Origin of the sequence: Sporosarcina sp. P37 (assembly GCF_002109365.1) — a bacterium.
Taxonomy (GTDB): Bacteria; Bacillota; Bacilli; order Bacillales_A; family Planococcaceae; genus Sporosarcina.
In genome coordinates, this window is the sequence record NZ_CP015349.1 from 1,515,691 (window position 1) to 1,537,501 (window position 21,811).

Sequence of the window (21,811 nt, forward strand, 5' to 3'; positions counted from 1 at the left end):
ATACAATAAAGGCTATCAAACTAGGAGGGGTTATTATGCGATTAACAGTATACCTGGCTGGGGAGATTCACACGTCTTGGCGGGATGAAGTCAAAGAGCAAGCCAAAAATCTTCAATTACCTGTTGATTTTGTCGGACCTATGGAAGATCATGACCGTTCAGACAATATCGGAGAAGAAATTCTGGGAGAACAGCCGGATAATATTTTCAAAGATGCGGCAGCTTCCAGCCTAAACAACCTGCGAACTGAAATCCTGATGAAAAAGTCAGATGTCGTCATTGCATTGTTCGGGGAAGAGTATAAACAATGGAATACCGCAATGGATGCAAGCGCCGCAGTCGCATTCGGCAAACCGCTGATTCTGATCCGTCAGGAAAAACATCATCACCCGTTAAAAGAACTTTCCCGAAAAGCCCATGTCACCGTCGAATCGGTAGATCAGGCAGTTTGTGCACTTAAATATATCTTTGAATAATCCATACAAACATCCATGTTATTTCATTACACAGAAGGCATCCTGGAATTTAGGATGTCTTCCTTTTTTATTTCAAAATTCCCTATACAATGCTGCGCCGAAATAATCACTGCTTGTTTCAACCTTTCTTATCCCTTTGAATTAAATAATATGGTTCAAACGTTCCTTTTCAATAAAATTCTGTCACCATATATACTTGTCAAGTGGTAGAATAGAAGTATAAAAGCAGTCAGGAAGGGGCAATCGAATGGCGTCAAAAAGAGGCATCCGGCAGCAATACATACGAATATTTATCGTTTCGTTAGTCATTGCAGTAATCGGAATGGGCGGCATGTATGCATATGTGAATAATTCATGGAATGACTTGGAAGAAGAGCAGCAAGATTCACTTGAGAAAGCCCGATTAGTCGAACTGCTTTCCGACTCTATCCAAGATGTATTTTTCAGAATCCGTGGCTATTATGCATTTCAAATAGAAGAAGAACTGAATGGGGCTTATCTTTCAATTCAAGATGTACATACTTATTCAAGACAATTTAAATCCCTTCCTCTTAACGTTAAAGAAAAGGAACTTATCCAGGAAATTGACAGCTTTATGATAGATTACGAAGAGACCACACTTCCAAAAGCTATTCAATTCATTAAAGATAACGATTATGAGGGACTGCGCAACTTAGCCCAGGGCGGAACGAATCAATCGGTAAACAGCTTTATTCACTATGCCAATGAATACGATATCATCGCAAAAGAAGAACTGCTGCAAGCCTATGAACGAACCAAAAAGCAATCAGAAATATACTTTTTACTTATTACCATTCTCGGCCTTGCATTCTTGCTCATTCCCATTTACACGGTATGGAATGTCATCAAACGAGTAGTACGGCCGGTAGAAAAAATAACAAGTGCAGTCGACCAGTATGAAACGGAAGGACAAATTTTATTTCAGCCTATCGCCAGGGACAATGAAATCGGCGCACTTTCACAATCTATTTACAAGATGATGCAGCGTATCCAAATGAACGAACAGGAAGTTCTGTCTCAAAATGAAGAGTTGATTACACAGCAGGCCGAATTGTTCAACCGGCAGACGAAAATGGAATTCGCCTTGTCGGAAGCACGTTTTTCGCGCGTTCGCCTTGAACGTTATAACGGCCTGGGTCACCTTCTTTCATTTTCATTGGATAAGCGGGAAATATGCATGAAAACAGCTGATTATTTAAATCATATTTTCCAGCCTGACCTGAGTCTCCTGCTGTTTGTAAAAGGAGACATCTATTCATTAAAAGGAATCTCTGATACATTTTTCAGCGAGATAAAAGAAGAGCGTTTAAACTATTTTAAGGAACGGCTGAATACGGAACCTTATTTTGTGATCAAAAGAGAAGCAGATTATGAAAAGGGAATCTCTGAACAGATCACATATGTTTATGACTTCGTGTCCGGTATATTCAATGCAGAAAACGAACTCAGTGTGATCACCATTCAATCCCGGATTGGCAAGCCTTTTACAGAAGATGACCAAAAAGATCTATACAGTTTGCTTAAGCGCATTGCCCTCTCTGTAGACAGAGTCGATCAATACGAGTTAATTATCCACGAACGGCAGCTGAATCAAAGTATTTTGGACAATATCAATGAAGGAATCCGTTTTGTTTCCAATACAGACGAAGAGGATAAATATAATGCCGCTTTATTTGAGCTGTTGGATATGGAACCCGAATCAGAAGACAAAGCGTGGCCGCGTGAAGAGTGGACTGAGTATTTCTTACAGCAAATTGATGATCCTGTTCAGTACCGACAGTTCCTGGATACAACACTTGATACGGAATCAGCTGGCCATACGAACAACACCTATATACTTACACTGCAGTCTAAAGAATCTCGTGTCATGAACGTCTATAGTGTGCCAATTATTATTCAAGGCAGAAAAGTGGGCACAATTTTCGTGCATCGTGATATTACACATGAACATGAAGTTAATAAAATGAAAACCGAGCTGGTTTCAACGGTCAGCCATGAATTACGTACACCTTTGTCCAGTATTCTCGGCTTCTCAGAATTATTACTATATAAAGATATGGATGAAAAGCGTAAAAAACGCTATTTGGAGACCATTCACGGTGAAGCAAACCGGCTAACCGCATTAATTAATGACTTCTTGGACATTCAGCGTATGGAATCAGGACGCCAAACGTATCAGATGGAGGAAATTTCCGTTGGTGATATTTCAATAGAAGCAGTAAATAAGCTGCCGATTCAATCACAGCTGCACAAGATTATCCTTCAAGACGTAACTTGTTCATCCAGCATCAAAGGAGATCACGACCGTATTCTTCAAGTATTTTTGAACCTGATTGGGAATGCAATTAAATTTTCTCCAGATGGCGGCGAGATCAATATTACCCTTTTTAATCAGCAAGACTCAGTCGTCGTCTCTATAAAAGATCAAGGAATCGGAATTCCAGCAGAAACTATCGGCCATTTATTCGAGAAGTTTTACCGTTTTGATAACAGCTATAGCAGGAAAATAGGCGGTACAGGTCTCGGCTTGTCTATTTGCAAAGAAATCATTCAAGATCATAACGGACAAATATGGGTGGATTCAGAAGAAAATTCAGGAACAACTATTTTCTTCTCACTTCCCCTTATACAAATGTTGCCTGAGGAACATATCCAATCTGATAAACCGCTGATAGCTGTAGTGGAAGACGATGTAAATATCGCGTTACTGCTCGGCGAAGAGTTATCAAGCAATGGATTTTCGATCATACATCATTCTTCAGTGGACAAAGCATTTACATGCATACAGCAGATGCGTCCTGCTGCAGTCGTTGTTGATTTGTTGCTTGAAAATGGTGAAGACGGCTGGGATCTGATCCGTCAAATGAAAGAACGCGAGGAAACGAAAACGATCCCTATCATTATTTCCTCTGCACTCGAAAAAGAACCTCAGTTAATGGAGCAATTTGATATTAATGATTATTTTACAAAACCTTATCCGCTTGGTAACTTGTCTGCAACTGTCCTGCAAACTTTAGAGCGTCCGGATGGTAGAATACTATATCCTGAAAATAACTAAAAAGAACGTCCCCCGCTTTGGAGGGACGTTCTTTTTATTGTTCAAGCAAATTTTCATATCATAATTTCAGTCTTTGAGTAGCGACTTCACTAATTCAGTCAGTTCATTCGGGCTGAACGGTTTAGGGACGAAATGAGAAGCCCCCATAGCCATAACTGTATCTTGATCAGTTTGCTGTGCTTTCGCTGTCAGCATAATTACAGGAACATCGAGCTCCATCGGCTGCAGTCGCTCCAATAACTCCAAACCGGTCATACGCGGCATCATATAATCCAAAAGAATGGCATCATACCGATTGCTTTGTATCTTTTCAAAGGCTTCCAGACCATCCTCCGCTTCTTCCACCTGAAATCCTTCAAACTCCAATGTATCAGTCAGCAGCATTCGCAAGATTTCTTCATCATCTACAACTAACACTTTTTTCATTTCATACGTCAACAGGGGGCCTCCTCTCTATTCCCTCTTATCAAACAAACGGGCTGCTAATTTATCTATGCGCCCTAAAACTTCTGACGGCTGGAAAGGCTTAATGATATAATCATCTGCGCCAAGCCAGAGTGCAGCTTTAATATCATTGGCACTTTTTCTGGCTGTCATCATGGAAACAGTAACGTTCGTTTTGGCATGGTCACTCTTTAAACGGCTTAAGACTTCGAGACCATCCATTTTCGGCATAACTCCATCCAGCAGAATGATAAAATACGCATCAGGACTATACCAGTCATCTTCAAGAAATGCAGGACCATCCGCATACGTCTTGACGGTAATATCAATATCGGCAGACTTCAACCCAAGCAGCGTCTGCTGGAGAATCTGTCTGATAAATGAGTCGTCGTCGACAATGATAACGATTAATTTGCGCTTCACTGCAATTTTTCGCTGATCATAAATTATTGTCTGATTCCGTCCAGAGCGTTTCGCTTCATAAAGCGCCTGGTCCGAAGCTGATATCAATTCTGCGGTATCGCCTTCGTACGTGGCACTCCCTGCTGAAAACGTTACTTGAAACTTCTGCTCATCCGATGTGAATATTTGCTCATTAAATCTATTTCGAATGCGGTCTATTGCATGCACAGTCTCTTCTGCACGGATGCCAGAAAACAGCATAGCGAATTCTTCTCCGCCATAACGGAATACATAATCACCTTCACGCTTCTCTTCCCGAATGATCTCGCCAAACTTCCGGAGTACTTCATCGCCCGCCGGATGTCCATATAAATCATTTACTTGTTTAAAGTGATCCAGATCCACCATTACAAGAGAAAAAGCTGATTCCGATTGATCTGCATTTTTCGCCAAGTTATTGATAATATCATCAAAATGTCTTCGGTTACCGACACCCGTCAGACTGTCTGTAATCATACTGCTGCTGATCGCGTGCTGCCGCTGTTGCCGATTGAACAAATAAGGGAAAAAGACATCCATATCAAAGGGTTTCGGAATCAAATCCATTGCGCCGCGGCGATATGTCTCGATTTGAACTTCCTTCGTCGCATCTTCGCTGGAAATAGCCAGTGTCGTATTCTTTTGTCTGGCCGGTTCTGCAATCTGATCCAGCACTTCAAAGCCCGTCATATCAGGCAGCTTCGCATTGATAATTACAATACCGGGTCTCATCGAATAAAATTGCTCAATTCCGCGTTTGCCGTTCAATGAAATAATGACCTGTGCTCCCAGTTTCTCCAGTAATTCTTTTAAATAAGAGACAAACTCCAGGTCATCATCAATAATCAAAATGAAGGTTTCCTGATCCAGACGGTTTACATAGCGATCCGGCAATTGGAATTCATCTTTTTTCACAGCGATCGTATTATCGAAATACGCTCGAATACGATTTTTCAAGTTTTCCAGTGAAGAGACGGGCAGTTTCTGATCATTGGATGACGACAGAATTTCCAATTGTGAAGCACAAAATAGAGATAACTGCTGTAACCCTATCGTTCCGGACGTTCCTTTTAATTTATGAAGGAAATAATATAACTCTCTCTCCGTTAAACTGCCGCGTTTCTCCCATTCGTCAAAGATATTCTCTGTTCGCTGCGCGAGCATATCTTGATACTTTTTTTGACTCATTCTCATTCCCCCCGTTCAGCGGAAGCATCTTCCATTCGGCCTCTACTTCATATCCCCAGTATTCTCTCTGTATACAAAGAAAGCCGGCAAGATAGAATATATCTCTACCGGCTAACATAATTGGTTATTCCAGACCCATCTCTTCTTTCACTGCTTGTGAAATCCGCTCTGCATATTCGATACATTGTGCTTCTGTCTCGGATTCGACCATTACACGTACAAGCGGTTCTGTACCGGAAGGGCGCACAAGAACTCTTCCTTGCCCGTCCATTTCCTTTTCTACTTCATTGATGACACTGACAATTCGCGCATTATCCATCACCGCATATTTATCAGCCACTCGGATATTTACTAATTTCTGAGGATAAACCGTCATTTCACTCGCCAGCTCAGACAGTTTCTTGCCTGTCTGCTGCATGATATTAACCAATTGCAAGGCCGTCAGCAAGCCGTCCCCGGTTGTATTATAATCCATGAAGATAATATGGCCGGATTGCTCGCCGCCCAGATTATACTCATTTTTACGCATTTCTTCTACGACATACCGGTCACCTACGGCAGTTTGCACACTCTTCATCCCGAACTTTTCCAGCGCTTTGTAAAAGCCCAGATTACTCATTACGGTAGAAACAATGGTATCAGATTTTAATCTGCCTTTACTATGTAAATATCGTGCCACGATAAACATGATTTGGTCTCCGTCTACGATATTACCTTTTTCGTCCACTGCAATCAGACGGTCCCCGTCCCCGTCAAAAGCAAGTCCGATGTCGGCATTCTTTTCAACGACAAGTGCCGCAAGTGCTTCCGGATGAGTAGATCCAACTCCGTCATTAATGTTCAGTCCGTTAGGTGATGCGCCCATTGTAGTAAGATCTGCATCCAGGTCAGCAAATAGATGCGTCGCCAAAACAGAAGTCGCCCCGTGCGCGCAATCTAGAGCCACATGTATATTTTCGAAATCTTCATCCACTATCTGTTTTAGATATTGAATATATTTCTGACCGCCTTCAAAGTATTCTGTAATCGTTCCGACTTCACCGCCAACCGGGCGCGGTAATGTATCTTCCTCTGCGTTAAGAAGCTGTTCAAACTCTTCTTCCTGTGCATCGGTCAATTTAAAACCATTCTCTCCAAAGAACTTGATCCCGTTATCTTCCACGGGATTATGCGATGCGGAAATCATGACGCCTGCCTGCGCGTTCATAACACGTGTTAAATACGCCACGCCAGGTGTACTGATGACGCCGAGCCTCATTACTTCTACGCCGACAGATAATAACCCCGCAATCAATGCATTTTCAAGCATGTAGCCAGAAATGCGAGTATCTCTTCCCACCAGCACTTCTGCCTTTTCAGCTGCTTCTTTAGTGAATAAATAACCGCCGATTCTGCCCAATTTAAATGCAAGTTCAGGGGTTAGTTCCGTGTTGGCCACACCTCTGACGCCATCTGTTCCAAAATACTGTGTCATGTTTTGTATACTTCCTTTCAATCTTGTCTTAGTAGACTGCATTTGCTTGACGCTTTATGATTCTGTTTCAGCGTCCGCTTTCTTCGATTCATCGGATATTTCCCCGGAGACTTTCACTTGCGCTTTTACTTTAGCAGGTGTCACTTTTGTGATTCCTTCCGGTTTCTTAACATCCAGTTCAATTTTTCCCGATTTACTGATCTTGCTCAAATCAAGCTCTACCGGAATTTCTTTAATTGCATCCACTGTACTTTTCGGTCCCGAAATTCGCACAAATTTATCTTCCAGTACGGCACTTTCAATTTCTATATTTCCTGTTGACTGTCCCTTTTCTTTCAGCTTCACACGCGCTTCGCGGCTGTACTCCTGAATGTCTACTTTGACCGTTACTTCTTCAGGGTTCAATGTAACGGAAAGCTTATTTAAATCCCGGTCCAGTACACGCACACGTGACTTTTGCTCGAACGGCTTATTCAAACTGCCTTCACCTGTTACGGATACTTTCACAAAGCTGATTGCATCCACAACACTTTTCGCCCCTGTTACATTGATCACAGCTGGCTGGACGTCCATGCTCTTCACTTCATAGCCTTCAGCAAGTAATCTCGTATTCATTTCTGGATCAACACGGAATGTCTGAGTGACTTTCTCTTCTATATTAATACTGACTGTGCCCGGTTCAAGGCGCACGTCCAGCTTATCTGATATATTCTCCGCTTGGATCCGAACATTATGTTCGCCCAGCGTCAAGTTTTGTAAATCTAGCTTTAATGTAAAGTCTTTCAGTAACTTTGTAGTCTGCACAATATTTGTAGGGCCTTCGATTGTCATATTAACCATATCAGGAACACCCGTTACTACCAGGTTTTCTGTATCGTAGTACACCTCTACAGGAACGTCCTGTATAAGTTCAAATACATCGCTCGTACTGTTGCGGTTGGAAGGATCTTCTGATTTTACTGAAAGAAACAGCATAATTGCCAGAAAAAGTGCAGTCAGACGCAGAAACCAAGGACTGTCCATAAATTTATCCATTTTTTCTCTTCCCCCACTTCCATAGAGAAGTATCAGCTTGGCCTGTCGTGTTACCGAACCATGAAATACGCAATATTTTCTCGAATTCTTCAATATCCAGTTTACGATTGATTTCTCCATCTGTCGCTATACTGATGGCACCTGTTTCTTCAGAGACAATGATCGTCACAGAATCCGTAACTTCACTAATGCCGAGAGCTGCACGATGCCGTGTCCCCAGTTCTTTGGAAATAAATGGACTTTCCGATAATGGCAAGTAACAGCCCGCAGCAGCGATACGGTTTTTCGTCACAATGACGGCACCGTCATGCAGTGGAGTGTTTGGTATAAATATGTTAATAAGTAATTCAGATGTAATATGTGAGTTCAAAGGAATACCTGTTTCAATATATTCGCTAAGACCTGTTTCTTTCTCAATCGTGATTAAGGCACCAATCCGCCGTTTTGCCATATAGCTGACAGATTTGACAAATGCCTCAATTAACCGATCCCGTTCTTCCTCTTCCTGCATGGCGGTTCTTGCAAATAATCTCCCTCTGCCCAGCTGCTCCAATGCTCTGCGCAGTTCTGGCTGGAATATGATAATAGCAGCGAGGAAACCGAATCTGAGAACTTCTTCCATCATCCACTGGAGAGTTTTCAAACCAAGCCATTCCGTGATGTAACGGCCGATTAGGATAACAAAAATCCCTTTCAGTAATTGGACGGCTTTTGTTCCTTTAATAATGGTGATTAATTTATAGAGTACGAACCAAACCAGAAGCACATCCACAATGTTTTTCAGTATTTCTATTGGTGCTAATGTTGTTACTTGCTCCAAACCCGGCATGTGCTTCCCCTACCTTTAAAAAAGTTCTTATTTATCCAGTATAGCATAATTCCCGGCTGACATGCCTAACTAAACGGTAAGCCGCGGACGAAAAACCGCATCAAAAAAGTGATGCCGAAGCACCCCGGCCGGCATCACTTTTACATCATATTAATCCGTTTCAGAATTTTCTCCGCTTGACCCAGGCAGCACTTCTTTTGCGGTAGTTTTAATCTTATACCAGAGCCAATCGAATATTTCATTGATCTCTTCACTGGATCCTGTAATCACTGCAGTAGATGCCATATACTTAGAACCGCGGATGACGGTGACGTTTCCGTCAACTCGGCCTTCCACTCGTAAATTTCCATTTTTCACTACCAGATCACCTGTCACCGTCTCACCGGCAGGAACAATTACCGTTTCCCCTTCAACGATCACATTAGGCTGCTTGGTAAATGAAAATTGCTGTTCGTTTTCAAAGCTGGCGAAAAACGATGAGCTCATTAAAAGTAAAAATAATGCTGCTGCCGCCATGAACGGATGCTGACGGAACCATTTTGCCGGGCCTTTTTTTACCGTCTGCCTCGGTAATCTGGCTGTTACGCCACTGACAAATCCGGCAGGCGCTTCCAGCACATCGAAACTTCCGAGTAACGTGACCGTCTCATCGAGTTCCTCAAACATTTTCCTGCACTCTTCACATTCATCCAAGTGCTCTTTCATAATCTGTTCTTCTTCATTGGTAAGCTCACCATCAAAAAATGCATGTATATAATGGACAACATGTTTAGGACATTTTTCCACGAATCTAACCTCCTACATACTCCCCATTTGTTGCCGGAGCGCTTCTCTTCCGCGATGTACCCGTGTTTTCACTGTTCCGAGAGGCATCTCCAAAATGTCGGCGATTTCCTGCAACTGCAGGTCTTCCATATAACGTAATATAATAATTGTGCGATATTTTTCAGGCAGCCTGTTCACTTCATACTGAACACGTTCTTTTGTTTCCATCTTCTCTACTTCTTCTTCCGGTAATTGCTGCTCTTTTGCAATTTGAGAATACATATCTAAGCCTTCCGTTCCTGGTACCGTCGCATCCAAATAATAATCGGGCTTTTTCTTTCGAATGCGGTCAATGCACAGATTAGTCGCAATACGGTACAGCCAGGTAGAAAATTTCCGCTTTTGGTCATAGGTTTCCAAGTTTACGTAAGCCCGTACAAATGCCTCCTGTGCAATATCCTCCGCTTCTGCCGCATTATTCAGCATCCTGTAGCACACTTGATACAGACGGTGCTGAAAATGGATGACAATTTCCTCAAAAGCTTCCTGATTTCCATTTAATACTTCTTTTACACGTTTAGTTATTAATTCGTCCAATAGACTCCACCCTCCGCTCTATGCGGCTGTCCCTTTATATACGTTGGAAACCTCATTTGGTTTCATTTTTCTCAACAATTCACAACCATCTTTACTTTACCATTATTTCCAAGCATAGACATAGAGTTTATATAAATAAAAAGTGAATGAATCCCCATGGGTTCAATCACTTTTTCGGAACTATAATAACTTTTCACCAAATAACGACCCGAGAAGGCCAACCGCCACATCAGCTGTTTTATTGTATTCATCCAACATTGGGTTCACTTCAACGAATTCAGCAGATGTAATGACATCTGCATCCTGAAGCAGTTCCATAGCCAGATGGCTTTCCCGGTATGTGATTCCACCCGGCATCGGCGTTCCGACGCCTGGGGTATAGAGCGGATCCAAACCATCTAAATCCAGTGATAAATGAACACCGTCAACTTGTCTGGAAGCAAAATGTTCCAGGGTTTGCCTGATTACCGCCGACATGCCGAACCTGTCGATTTCATGCATCGTAAACACTTTTATACCTTTTTCTTTAATCAGCGCACGTTCACCGGGATCCACTGAACGTGCCCCTATGATCACGACGTTTTGTGGAATAATCTTCGCCCCGTCATGGTGTACGTTCACCAGTTTTTCATGGCCGAGTCCCATGCTGACAGCCAGCGGCATTCCATGTATATTGCCGGACGGCGAGGTCTCAACTGTATTCATGTCTGCATGCGCGTCATACCAGATGACTCCAAGGTTATGATAGTGATCTGCAAGACCTGCCAGTGTGCCTATAGCAATACTGTGATCGCCGCCCAGAATGAGGGGGAATCTCTTTTTTCTCACTATACCGGAAACAGATTGAGCGAGCTGTTCGGCCGCCTCTGTCACCTCCTGCAGATTCCTCAGACCGGCTGTGGTACTCCTATCGTTATGGACAGGGGAGACAGCAATATTCCCTTCATCCGTCACACGATGTCCTAATGCTAGCAGCCGCTCTATTGCACCTGCATATCGAATAGCACTAGGCCCCATATCCACACCCCGCCGGCTTTGTCCGAGATCAACAGGCACGCCAATTAAGGAAATATCCAGATTACGCATAGCACTCCCTCCTTCGATTTCTGTTTATCCTTTGTATCCAAAACGGCATTCTTCCATCTTTTTTACCGCTTTGAATTCCATAGGCCGGCCATAGTAATATCCTTGGCCTTCACGGCAGCCTAAATCATATAGCATCTTTGCCTGTTCAGGCATTTCAATCCCTTCAGCGACCACGTTCAATCCAGCCGTATCCGCAAGTGTCACGATCGCTTTGACGATAGCCTGGCTGTTTTCATTCTCCAAAATGTCACGGACAAATGCCATATCAATTTTCAGTGTATCGGCAGGCAATTCTTTAATATAACTGAATGTGCTGTAGCCTGTGCCAAAGTCATCAATCGCTACCGTAACTCCTTCACTTCGGAGTTTCTGAAGAGATTTCTTCATGCCTTCCGTATCTATAAATGAACTCTCCGTTAATTCCAGTTCGATCATATCTGATGGCACGTTGTATTCTCTTATAATAGCCAATACCGAATCCGCAAAGCCCTCTTCTTTCATTTGGACAGTGGACACATTTACTGCAAATCTGCAAAACTTGCCCGCCTGCACTTCCAAAGCCGCACGTTTGCATACTTCACGCAGAATCCACTCACCAAGCGGTACGATAATTTTAGTTTCTTCCGCAAGCGGTATGAATTTCACCGGCGAAATAATTCCCAAATCCGGATGTTTCCAGCGTACAAGCGCTTCGACACCTGTCAGTTCGCCAGTATCTAACAGCACCTTCGGCTGGTACTCAAGGTAAAAGTGCTGCTGTTGGACACTTTTGCGCATTTCATTTTCTAACAAAGTGCGCTCAAGCGACAGTTTCGATGTGCCCGGCTGATACATTTCACTGTCTGCTCCGCCGCGCATCTTTACTTTACCTAATGCCAGCGTGGCTTTAGTGACTAAGTCTGAAGGCTGATTGGCATGTTCCGGATAAATAGAAATCCCGCAGCTGACCGATAATGTATAGTTTTGCTGTCCAACTTGAATAGGCTGCTGTAAATATTGACGAATATCTTCCGCATGCTGAAAGAAATCATCCTGATTTTTGAAACCTGTGATGATGAACGCAAATTCATCACCTGCGATTCGGGCCAGCAGGCTTTCCGGACCGGTTCTTTTTTTCAGACGTTCGCCTACCATGGCTAATAAGTAGTCGCCCGCTTCGTGACCGAGTAAATCGTTCGCATACCGCAAACGGTCGATATTAATATGGACAAGAGCAAACACCTGATTCCGGGTGCGGGCTCTTTCAAATGCAAGTGCCAGCTGCTCACGGAAGGAGTTTCGATTCATCAGAGAAGTTAACTGGTCGTTATACACAAGGTATTTAATTTTCTCATCTGATTTCACACGCTCTGTAATATCACGCATGACAACTAACAGTTTCTCTCCATACTCTATCGATTCTTTTACTATATCAATCTTCGCCTCCATAATATGCAGACCATTTTTGCTGTCCAGAAAAGAATATTCCAAATTCATCGCTTGACGCTGATAGCCGAAAAATTGCGAAATTTTCTTTTCTGCCTGCTGGCGGTTCTTTTTATAAATATAAGAATAGAATGAGCTGGCGTATAAAGCAGATGCCGAATGACCGAGAAGCTTTTCAAACGAAGGCGAGGCATAATAAAATTTCCCTTGCCGGTCAATGATCGCAATAAAATCAGATGCATTTGCCGTAATGATTTCATATAGATCAGATTGTTTCCGTATTTCCTCTTCCATTTTCTTTCTTTCCGTGATGTCATAACGTATTGCAATATATTGATAAGGCTTTCCTTTTTCATTCAGGAATGGAACGATCGTAGTATCTACCCAATACGTCGAACCATCTTTTGCACGGTTGCAAATATCGCCGCGCCAAGTGCGGCCGTTTCCAATGGTAGCCCACATCTCTTTAAAAAACGAAGCATCGTGGTAGCCCGAATTCACAATACGCTGATTCGCGCCAATTAACTCTTCAACGGGGTACTTTGAAACTTTTTCGAAATGATCGTTGGCATACCGAATCGTTCCATGTGAGTCAGTAATTGCGACAATTGCTGCTTGTTCCAATGTGTAAGCTATGTCGCCAAGAACTTTTTGTAATTCTTTTTCACTACTCGAACGGACAAATTTATCCATATTATTCAAAAATTCTTGCATAGCTGTATCACAATCCCTATGTATGGTTATTTTTCACTGATCACAGGAGCGTAACTACCTATAAACTGTTATAGATTATTATACATGATTATTCAAATTCTTCTATATGAACTGCTAATTGTTTACACAAAAAAATCCTATATTATATAAAATAATAAGGATTTGACATATTTCATATTATTTTTTTGCTGTAAGGTAAAATGGCTGGGGTAGCTGGATTCGAACCAACGAGTGACGGAGTCAAAGTCCGTTGCCTTACCGCTTGGCTATACCCCAACGTGCAGCTGGTTATACTTCTTTAAAGGTAATACAAACATGGTGGTGGGGGACGGATTCGAACCGCCGAACCCGGAGGGAGCGGATTTACAGTCCGCCGCGTTTAGCCACTTCGCTACCCCACCGTGTTAAAATTGCGATAAGCTTCGCATTGCTGCGTCAGGCTTCATTCGCTCAATCAGTCACGTACCTATGTACGCTCCTTCTTTCTCTCACTTGCTTCCTTGCACTGCTCGCTTCTCCCAATTTTAACGGGATGGCGATAAGCTTCGCATTGCTGCGGAGTTTTTTAAATTAAATGGTGACCCCTACGGGATTCGAACCCGTGTTACCGCCGTGAAAGGGCGGTGTCTTAACCGCTTGACCAAGGGGCCATTAAAGATTCTCATGGAGCTTCCAGCCGGGCTCGAACCGGCGACCTCTTCCTTACCATGGAAGCACTCTACCTGCTGAGCTATGGAAGCATAAAAAATGGCTCCGCAGGTAAGACTCGAACTTACGACCGATCGGTTAACAGCCGATTGCTCTACCACTGAGCTACTGCGGAATAATGTAAAATAATAATAACAATCTCTTGCGACAAAAATCATTATAACACGTCCAACAAGTATGTGCAACAATTAATTTCTCATCTCTCAAGCCTTTTTTATTATAAGCGGCATATTCATATACGTCAAGGCTTTTTCATACAATAGTTTAGACTTCCATCGCGTAAGGAGATTGGTATGCTGAAAAAACTCCTCTTTTTATTTGTACTTGCTGTTTTATGTTTGACGTTTATTCCCCAATTGACCAAGCCTTCTTCTACCTTGGTGACTGTTTTTAAATTAACTGAAAACCCGGCAGTTATTGTAAAGGGTGCACAAGGTTCTGCCCTGACCGTAAATATTTCATTTGGAGAGAAAGAAGTTGAGGAACTGCTCGGACAGCTGACCAAGCCTTACCCGCTGTTATTTGTAGACAGTGACTGGGCTTCCCGGTTTCCACATCTCGCCGAAGAAATAAAAAAACGTTCAGTACCTGTTGCATTACTTGGCGTACAGGGCCAATCATACGAAACGGATCCAAACCTTTTCGCTGAGCAGCTTAGCCAATTTGAAAAGATATTTGCCGCCCGCCCTCTATGGTTCCGTACGGCGGATGAAGAATTTCCCTCGTCATTGCTTCAACAATTACAGAAAGCAGAAATCAATGCTTTAGGTTCCACTGTTCAGTGGAAAGAAGGCAAATTGCCTAAAGCCTCCAAAGGAGAAATCATTTCTGTTTCTTATCACAGCGGTGGACGGCCACAGATTTCTGATGTCAAACGTCTTATGGAAAGCCGCACGTATCAATCCGTAGAAGACCTGCTATTTAGGCCGACTGTGAAAACCAAAAAAATTCCACAATGAAAAGAACTGACGGAGAAGCCTCCCCGTCAGTTCTTTTTAAATTTAGCTGTTTGTTTTTTTGCCTTTTTTCTCTCTTCACGGCGTTTATCCAGCTTTTCTTTATCCACATCGGATTGTTTATTGTATTTAGGCAATACTAATAACTGATACGCATTCACAGCAAGCAGCGGGAATAACAGAATCGTTACCCACTCATCTTTATTTCCTGAAGTGACCATCAGCGCAGGCAGCCATTCAAGCGTTGTAATGACAATCATGAAAAATAATGCAGAAATCAACGCATGTTTTTTTGTCCATTGCGCTTTAAAGTATGCCGTTACCGCTGACACAGCAATCAGAGTGGCAAGTAAGAAAATGTATAGAACAGTACGCCCTGTATCGTCTTTCGTTAATTGGAAACGGAAAAAGACCAGATCAAAGAGGACGACCACTATTATTAACATCTGCACCCAGTTCCATAAGGTCAGTGTTCTGAACATATTGACGCCGAATTGATGCACGGTCAGATAGGCGAAGAAACCCATCTGCGCGACCACGCTCATCGTGAATCCTAAGAAAACCATCCATAAAAAGGCACCAAGAAACTGCCAGATCTCGCCTGCCTGTAAATATCCGTAAAAAAAGTCCCAACGTACAATCAGCCCGACAACTGCTGTAATCGCTCCGCCAATTGCCATTGCGCGCAAGAAAAATTTAACCCAATTTCGTATTGTCACTGCACTGTTCCCCTTTTTTTCATATCCCTTCTAGTGTATCAACGTTCGACAAAAAAATCTATTTCATTGAACGAATCATGCATATTCCTTCTTATATTGTGAACAATAAATGAAAATACAAGTGGAAGGTTGAGTGGAATGAAAAAATTAGCCGGTCTTTTTCTATTCCTTCTATTCCTTACGGGTTGCAGCGGAGGACATCAGGCAGCACCAAGCTATGATGAGATGAAAAAAATGATGACAGATGCGATCCAAACGGAAGACGGAAAAAAAGCACTTCGTAAATTGATGACCGACCCTGAGTTTCGGGAGTTGCTGGTACTTGAACAGCCAGAAGTCAAACAAAGTATTGAGAACGTATTACTTTCCAAGGAGGGAGAGCGTTTCTGGAAAACCGCTTTTGAAGACCCTAAATTCACGGAAGCAATTGCTAAAAGCATGAAGAAGCAGCAAGCTGATATTATGAAGGATCTGATGGGGGATGCTTCATTCCAGAAAGATTTGGAAAAGTTTTTCGGCCAGCCCGATATGATGAAGCAAATGGAAAAGATCGTGAACTCCGCCACGCTAAAGAAAGAAATGGAGAAGGCGGTGGAGGACACCATCAATAGCCCGCTCATGCAGGCAAAATGGCAGGAGCTCATCATGAAGTCAGGAAAAGGGGCTGCTGAAGAAGGCGGAAAAAGCGGCAGTAAAGATCAAAAAACAGACGGAGAAAGTCAATGACTTTCTTCGTCTGTCCTAACTTACTTTTCAGTTTTTTCAATAACCGTATCGGCAACCTGCAAGTAGATTTGGCCAATCGGATGGTTTTCCGCGTAAACGGAAGGTGCAAAATCTGTATCATTCCAGTCCGGCTGACCAAGAGGGATTTGTCCTAATAATTCTGTACGGAGTTCTTCAGAAAGACGTACGCCTCCGCCTTGCCCGAAGACATATTCTTTCTCTCCGGTTGTTTTAGATTCGAACCAGGACATGTTTTCAACTACACCGAGTAATTCGTGATCCGTCTGAAGCGCCATAGCTCCAGCACGGGCTGCAACGAATGCTGCGGTTGGATGCGGAGTCGTGACAACGATTTCTTTGGAAGCCGGAATCATTTGATGGATATCCAGCGCTACGTCCCCTGTTCCTGGCGGCAAATCAAGCAATAAATAGTCGAGTTCGCCCCATTCCACATCACGGAAAAATTGATCGAGCACTTTGCCGAGCATAGGCCCGCGCCATACTACAGGTGCATTGTCTTCAACAAAGAAACCCATTGAAATGACTTTGACGCCAAAACGCTCAACCGGCATTATACGATTTTCCCGCACTTCCGGCATGGACGTGATGCCCATCATATCCGGCACACTGAACCCATAAATATCGGCGTCAATCAAACCGACTTTCTTGCCGCGTCGTGCTAAAGCGACTGCCAAATTGACCGAGACCGTCGATTTCCCGACGCCGCCTTTACCGGATGCAATCGAGATAAATTCAATAGAAGATAAAGGAGATAAAATATCTTGTGTTTCTGATTCCGTAGCTGTGCCGCGGAATTGCTCCAATACTTCTTTTGGCAGTTCCTCAAAACGGATGCCTACCGAGTCGGCCCCTGCCTCTTTTAAAACTTCCACTACTTTCGATTGAAGCGTCAATTGTTCACCGGTATTCACTTTCGCAATCGCGACTTTAACACTGACATGCTGTTTCTCAGGTTTGATAGTTACATCTACAATACCATTCGTTTCTGCCAATGTTTTATGTAAAAACGGATCTTTCAATGCGCCAATCAGTTCACGGACTTGTTGTTCATTTATCACATTCAACACTCCTTACTGAATTCTTTCACTCCCCTCCAGTATATCATATTCACTATCCTCTAAAACGACATATGCTTTATTGTTCTTCGGCATGCTGGTATTTCACAATTCCATCTACAATTGCTGCCGCCACTTTTTTCTGATAGGACTTACTAGACAATAATTTTCGTTCTTCCGGATTTGACAGAAAGCCCGTTTCCACTAGTACTGCCGGTACCGGTACTTTTTTCAGTAAATAAACACCGGTGATTTTCATCGCTTCCCGCTCCGTGTTTTTCAGCTGATCCCGTAATTCATCCTGGATTGACGTTGCCAGCTGTTTGCCGTCAGGATGACCGCCTGGATGATAAAATACTTGGGCACCTCTCCAGCGCTCTTCTGGGATCGCATTGACATGCACACTGATGAACATGTCCGGCTTTGATTCTATCGCCATGCTTTCACGCAGTTTTAAATCTGCAAACTTTCTGCTCCGCAAAGAACCAAAACTTTCTGACGGCGCGTGCTCCGCTACCGCATCTCCTTCTTTCTCTCTCGTCATCTGTACAGTTGCCCCTTTTTTCTCAAGCAGTTTACGTACTTCATGGGAAATATTTAATGTAATGTCTTTTTCAATGATTTCGCCTGCGGATGCTCCGCCATCCTCACCGCCATGCCCCGGATCGATCAAGATGTTTACACCGCCAAGTTCTGCAGGCAGAAAGAATCCGCGATCCGATGCTTTAACGCCATACCATACACCGCCCAACGAGAAAAAAACCAGCAACCCTGCTACAAGCCACTTTTTCATCTAGACACCGCCTTTTTCTTTCACTATACGCTTGGACTTTTGCGGTTATGTCTCAGCAGTGCGCTAAACGAAGCAGCGGGATCTTTTCTTACTATGAATTTACGATTCTGATGTAGACGCGTCGCGGACATTTACAGTCTTTGCGAACAGATGCATCGGATTATTTCACATGAAAGATGGTCTTGTATCCGACTTTACAGCTCTACACATTTTTAACTGGAATATATGTCATCAAAAACTGCCCAGGAAGTTGGACGCTTCCTGGGCAGTTTATATTTACTTATTATATTGTTTCGCCTTCCCATGCCAGCATACCGCCGGTCATGTTGGTTACGTCAAACCCTTCGTCTGCCATAATCTCCTGTGCACGTCCGCTTCTGCCGCCCGAACGGCATACGAGGATGTATGGCGTTTCTGTATCCAGGTCGTGCATTTCGATCGGCAGGTTGCCCAGAGCAATATGTGCTGCTCCCGGGATGATGCCTTGTGCTACTTCGTCATCTTCGCGTACATCGATAATGTTCAGCTCTTTACCGCTTTCCAGCTGTTCCTGCACTTCTTTTGCAGTCAATTCTTTTAACGTCATGAGTGGTATCCTCCAAAGTGTATAATATATCCTTATTCTATCCCGCACGCTCGGGGATTGTCTATTGAAATGAACTGACAGTTACGGCAGCAATTCTTTCGTTGTATGCCCCCTGTTTTCCCATAATCTTGTCGTATTTGCAACATCAACGATTACAGGTATATAGCGCTCCGCTTTTTCAACAGGCAGTTCCAGCCCCGCAATGAACATAGACATCTCACCCATGAAGTCTCCGCCGCTCACCTGCAGATTGAATACCAGTTCCCTTACTTCTTCCTCTGCATGGAGCTCATCACCGAAATCTTCTATTAACATGCTTTTTAATTTTAGTTGTTCCTGTGTCTCTTGTATGTATTCTTCGTCAATAAACCGCAGCAGCTCTTCTTTAGCTGGTACATAATATGGTTTTCCAGCCGCCGCTTGCTCCAGCTCCTCTTTTTCATCGCCTTCACTTGCCGCCTCCGCGATAAATTTATCCAAATCAGCATAGACAAAATACTCTTCCAGTTTCCCCCTGACCTGTCCGGACTGCAGCAGACTGTTCAGTTCGTCCGGTGTAATCATGTCTTCATTTTGTTCATTAAAGATCCCGGCTACTTGATCAATCGGTACGACGCCATATAAATTCGTACACGCAATAATATACTCCATTACTAATTTTTCATTCATTCAATTCGCCACCCTATATTTTCACTGCTATTTTATGTACACTTTCTCAATGTATTGTAACAAAACTATTTCGCCGATGCATGACAGCCGGTAAAAAGGATTCCATTGATCACTTATGCCCGCACTGTAATATACTATATCAACTAGAAAACCAGGAGGTATTGTATGGGTGCCATTACGGGTAATGAGTTTTTACATCGAATTAATCAGCAGAATACAGAAATTTGGCTCGATGGACAGCAAGTAAAGGGACCGATTTCGGAACACCCTGCATTTAAAGGACTCCTTAAAACGAAAGCTTCATTGTATGATTTACAGATGGCTCCATCACATAGTCCGATTATGACCTATGCCTCGCCTGTCTCAAACGAGCAAATCGGCATCTCTTACTTACAGCCCAAAACGAAGGCTGATTTACTGAAGCGCAGAGTGATGACAGAACAGTGGGCGCGTCTTACCTGCGGACTGCTTGGGAGAAGCCCCGATTACCTCAATACAGTCATTATGAGTTTCGCCTGTTCCTCTCCTTTTTTGCTCGGCAAGGACAATTGTTTTCCCGAGCATATTCAAGCGCTGTATGAGCGTGCAAGAGAAAATGATTTATCTTTCACCCATACCTTTGTTACCCCACAGGTCAATCGCTCCATGAGTGCTTTTAATACTTCTGACGAACCAATTTCCGCGAAAATTATCGGCAGCACTTCAGAAGGCCTGATTATTAAAGGAGCCAAGCTGCTTGCGACACAGGGCGGTGTTACAGATGAGGTTTTTGTATTCAGTACGCCTTCTTTCCTCGGTGATCCTGATGAAGCATTTGCATTCTCCATACCTTCCGACACGAAAGGTCTGCGTTTCATTTGCCGGGAATCATTTGTGGGCGGAGAATCGGCATTCAATTATCCGCTCAGTTCCCGGTTTGAGGAATTGGATGCAATTGTAGTTTTTGATGAAGTTATTGTGCCATGGGAGCGTGTCTTTTTCCATCATAATTCGGAAGTTGCGGCGAACTTTTTTTCTATGAGTTCATTTCATCCGTTCGCCACCCACCAAGTAATCACCAGGCAAATCGTGAAGACAGAGTTCTTGTTGAGTCTGGCAGAACAGCTCATCCAGACGATCAATGCAGGCGAATATCTGCATATACAGGAGAAGCTGTCTGAAATCATTATTGGGCTAGAAACGTTGAAGGCATTACGCGATAAATCAGAGGCAGACGCCGCAATCGATCAATGGGGCTACATGTGCCCAAGCCCGGTCCCCCTTAAAGTAGCCAGCAATATCTTTCCGAAGATCTATCCGCGCTTCAGCGAGATCATCCAGCTGATCGGTGCAAGCGGCATGGTCGCGCTGCCTACAGTTAACGACTTTCAATCACCTATTCAGCCTGATCTCGCAAAGTATTTGCAAGGGGCTGCGAAAACCGCAGAAGACCGCGTGCAGCTGTTCCGGCTTGCATGGGATTTAACAATGAGCGCATTCGGTACTAGGCAAACACAGTATGAACGATATTTCTTTGGCGATCCTGTCAGGCTGGCCGGGAACTTATCCAAATCATATCCAAAAGATCAGGGGCAAGATATGATTGACCGCTTACTTTCAAGATATGAATAGTCAATAAATCGGTGAGTCAGCCTGTTTTCACGGCAGGATCCTGAATGAAACAACGCCCCTGTGCCATATTATCAGGTACAGGGGCGCTGTTTTATTCGGCAGGCAGTTCTTGAAAATCAATTTTGATGAATTTCCCTGTTTCAGCTGAATAGGTGACTGTCACCAGCACTGCAAACTCGCGATCATCTTCTCTTAACCATAGCCGAAATTTCTCGACACCCGTTACTCCGTGTGTATTGGTTGCTATGTGCAGATAGTCCGTGACCTCTGCCAGAGGATACTTATGCATCGTTTGCTTGACTGCCAGTCGTGACCATTTCGCATATGCGGGCGTCTCGACGGCACTGGCTGCCGCAACAGGTACATCGATATATGCCGACCCGCCTGCCATAAAAATCCCAAGCGCCATGCTCA

General features: G+C 43.5%; 20 protein-coding genes and 5 tRNA genes. 5 read left to right on the forward strand and 20 right to left on the reverse strand.

Translation table 11 applies throughout. From position 1 onward, the window contains the following. Nucleotides 1-35: 35 nt before the first annotated feature. Together SporoP37_RS07880 and SporoP37_RS07885 are read left to right on the forward strand one after the other, a co-directional pair. The gene (locus SporoP37_RS07880; protein ID WP_081243142.1) at nucleotides 36-476 is read left to right on the forward strand and encodes a YtoQ family protein; all 441 of its coding nucleotides are present in this window, start codon (nucleotides 36-38) and stop codon (nucleotides 474-476) included. A gap of 247 nt (nucleotides 477-723) precedes the next feature. Continuing rightward, nucleotides 724-3,555, forward strand: coding sequence for an ATP-binding protein (locus SporoP37_RS07885; RefSeq protein WP_085430686.1), 2,832 nt, complete (start codon nucleotides 724-726; stop codon nucleotides 3,553-3,555). 66 nt (nucleotides 3,556-3,621) lie between these two features. On the opposite strand, the gene SporoP37_RS07890 is transcribed toward SporoP37_RS07885, so the two are convergent. From SporoP37_RS07890 to SporoP37_RS07955, 14 genes are all read right to left on the reverse strand, one after another. Further along, nucleotides 3,622-3,993: a response regulator transcription factor gene (locus tag SporoP37_RS07890; RefSeq protein ID WP_335698078.1), complete on the reverse strand. Its 372-nt coding sequence runs from the start codon at nucleotides 3,991-3,993 to the stop codon at nucleotides 3,622-3,624. A 15-nt stretch (nucleotides 3,994-4,008) separates the two neighbouring features. Continuing rightward, nucleotides 4,009-5,628 carry a diguanylate cyclase gene (locus tag SporoP37_RS07895; RefSeq protein ID WP_158233552.1) on the reverse strand — a complete coding sequence of 540 codons (1,620 nt, stop codon included), beginning with the start codon at nucleotides 5,626-5,628 and terminating at the stop codon, nucleotides 4,009-4,011. Nucleotides 5,629-5,752: 124 nt separating this feature from the next. Further along, nucleotides 5,753-7,102: a phosphoglucosamine mutase gene (glmM, locus tag SporoP37_RS07900; protein ID WP_085430688.1), complete on the reverse strand. Its 1,350-nt coding sequence runs from the start codon at nucleotides 7,100-7,102 to the stop codon at nucleotides 5,753-5,755. Between the two features lie 54 nt (nucleotides 7,103-7,156). Continuing rightward, nucleotides 7,157-8,137 (reverse strand): CdaR family protein, encoded by a 981-nt coding sequence (locus tag SporoP37_RS07905; protein WP_085430689.1) that lies wholly within the window; start codon nucleotides 8,135-8,137, stop codon nucleotides 7,157-7,159. Next, a complete protein-coding gene (gene cdaA, locus SporoP37_RS07910; protein WP_081243147.1) occupies nucleotides 8,130-8,966 on the reverse strand; it encodes a diadenylate cyclase CdaA in 837 nt (278 codons plus the stop codon). Before cdaA ends, SporoP37_RS07905 begins: the two co-directional genes overlap by 8 nt. A 150-nt stretch (nucleotides 8,967-9,116) precedes the next feature. Further along, nucleotides 9,117-9,752 carry a zf-HC2 domain-containing protein gene (locus tag SporoP37_RS07915; protein ID WP_085430690.1) on the reverse strand — a complete coding sequence of 212 codons (636 nt, stop codon included), beginning with the start codon at nucleotides 9,750-9,752 and terminating at the stop codon, nucleotides 9,117-9,119. Nucleotides 9,753-9,764: 12 nt separating this feature from the next. Beyond that, entirely contained in the window at nucleotides 9,765-10,328 is a 564-nt protein-coding gene (gene sigW, locus SporoP37_RS07920) for an RNA polymerase sigma factor SigW (protein WP_081243149.1), read from the reverse strand. A gap of 180 nt (nucleotides 10,329-10,508) precedes the next feature. Next, on the reverse strand, nucleotides 10,509-11,414 hold the full coding sequence (gene rocF, locus SporoP37_RS07925) for an arginase (RefSeq protein ID WP_085430691.1): 906 nt from the start codon (nucleotides 11,412-11,414) through the stop codon (nucleotides 10,509-10,511). A 24-nt stretch (nucleotides 11,415-11,438) separates the two neighbouring features. Further along, the gene (locus SporoP37_RS07930) at nucleotides 11,439-13,532 is read right to left on the reverse strand and encodes a sensor domain-containing protein (RefSeq protein WP_158233553.1); all 2,094 of its coding nucleotides are present in this window, start codon (nucleotides 13,530-13,532) and stop codon (nucleotides 11,439-11,441) included. A 222-nt stretch (nucleotides 13,533-13,754) separates the two neighbouring features. Further along, nucleotides 13,755-13,829, reverse strand: a tRNA-Gln gene (locus SporoP37_RS07935). 40 nt (nucleotides 13,830-13,869) lie between these two features. Beyond that, nucleotides 13,870-13,954: transfer RNA gene (locus SporoP37_RS07940), tRNA-Tyr, on the reverse strand. A 174-nt stretch (nucleotides 13,955-14,128) separates the two neighbouring features. Next, nucleotides 14,129-14,203, reverse strand: a tRNA-Glu gene (locus SporoP37_RS07945). A 14-nt stretch (nucleotides 14,204-14,217) separates the two neighbouring features. After that, nucleotides 14,218-14,293: transfer RNA gene (locus tag SporoP37_RS07950), tRNA-Thr, on the reverse strand. Between the two features lie 8 nt (nucleotides 14,294-14,301). After that, nucleotides 14,302-14,376: transfer RNA gene (locus SporoP37_RS07955), tRNA-Asn, on the reverse strand. Between the two features lie 178 nt (nucleotides 14,377-14,554). On the opposite strand from SporoP37_RS07955, the gene SporoP37_RS07960 reads away from it, so the two are divergent. Then, complete coding sequence (locus SporoP37_RS07960) at nucleotides 14,555-15,220, forward strand: polysaccharide deacetylase family protein (protein ID WP_085430693.1); 666 nt, start codon at nucleotides 14,555-14,557, stop codon at nucleotides 15,218-15,220. Between the two features lie 26 nt (nucleotides 15,221-15,246). Here SporoP37_RS07960 and SporoP37_RS07965 read toward each other — a convergent pair whose 3' ends face one another. Continuing rightward, a complete protein-coding gene (locus tag SporoP37_RS07965) occupies nucleotides 15,247-15,936 on the reverse strand; it encodes a KinB-signaling pathway activation protein (RefSeq protein ID WP_085430694.1) in 690 nt (229 codons plus the stop codon). Between the two features lie 138 nt (nucleotides 15,937-16,074). On the opposite strand from SporoP37_RS07965, the gene gerD reads away from it, so the two are divergent. After that, nucleotides 16,075-16,662, forward strand: a complete 588-nt coding sequence (gerD, locus tag SporoP37_RS07970) for a spore germination lipoprotein GerD (RefSeq protein WP_081243154.1) — start codon at nucleotides 16,075-16,077, stop codon at nucleotides 16,660-16,662. Nucleotides 16,663-16,682: 20 nt separating this feature from the next. On the opposite strand, the gene SporoP37_RS07975 is transcribed toward gerD, so the two are convergent. From SporoP37_RS07975 to SporoP37_RS07990, 4 genes are all read right to left on the reverse strand, one after another. Further along, on the reverse strand, nucleotides 16,683-17,741 hold the full coding sequence (locus SporoP37_RS07975; protein WP_081243155.1) for an Mrp/NBP35 family ATP-binding protein: 1,059 nt from the start codon (nucleotides 17,739-17,741) through the stop codon (nucleotides 16,683-16,685). Nucleotides 17,742-17,817: 76 nt separating this feature from the next. Continuing rightward, entirely contained in the window at nucleotides 17,818-18,531 is a 714-nt protein-coding gene (locus SporoP37_RS07980) for an N-acetylmuramoyl-L-alanine amidase (protein WP_081243156.1), read from the reverse strand. 283 nt (nucleotides 18,532-18,814) lie between these two features. Continuing rightward, nucleotides 18,815-19,117, reverse strand: a complete 303-nt coding sequence (locus SporoP37_RS07985; protein ID WP_081243157.1) for a rhodanese-like domain-containing protein — start codon at nucleotides 19,115-19,117, stop codon at nucleotides 18,815-18,817. A gap of 81 nt (nucleotides 19,118-19,198) precedes the next feature. Next, complete coding sequence (locus SporoP37_RS07990) at nucleotides 19,199-19,786, reverse strand: hypothetical protein (protein ID WP_085430695.1); 588 nt, start codon at nucleotides 19,784-19,786, stop codon at nucleotides 19,199-19,201. Between the two features lie 165 nt (nucleotides 19,787-19,951). Here SporoP37_RS07990 and hpaB point away from each other — a divergent pair, with 165 nt between their 5' ends. Beyond that, nucleotides 19,952-21,397, forward strand: coding sequence for a 4-hydroxyphenylacetate 3-monooxygenase, oxygenase component (gene hpaB / locus SporoP37_RS07995; protein ID WP_085430696.1), 1,446 nt, complete (start codon nucleotides 19,952-19,954; stop codon nucleotides 21,395-21,397). Between the two features lie 91 nt (nucleotides 21,398-21,488). Here the strand turns inward: hpaB and SporoP37_RS08000 are convergent, their stop codons facing one another. Then, on the reverse strand, nucleotides 21,489-21,806 hold the full coding sequence (locus tag SporoP37_RS08000; RefSeq protein WP_232329830.1) for a DUF3889 domain-containing protein: 318 nt from the start codon (nucleotides 21,804-21,806) through the stop codon (nucleotides 21,489-21,491). Between the last annotated feature and the right edge of the window lie 5 nt (nucleotides 21,807-21,811).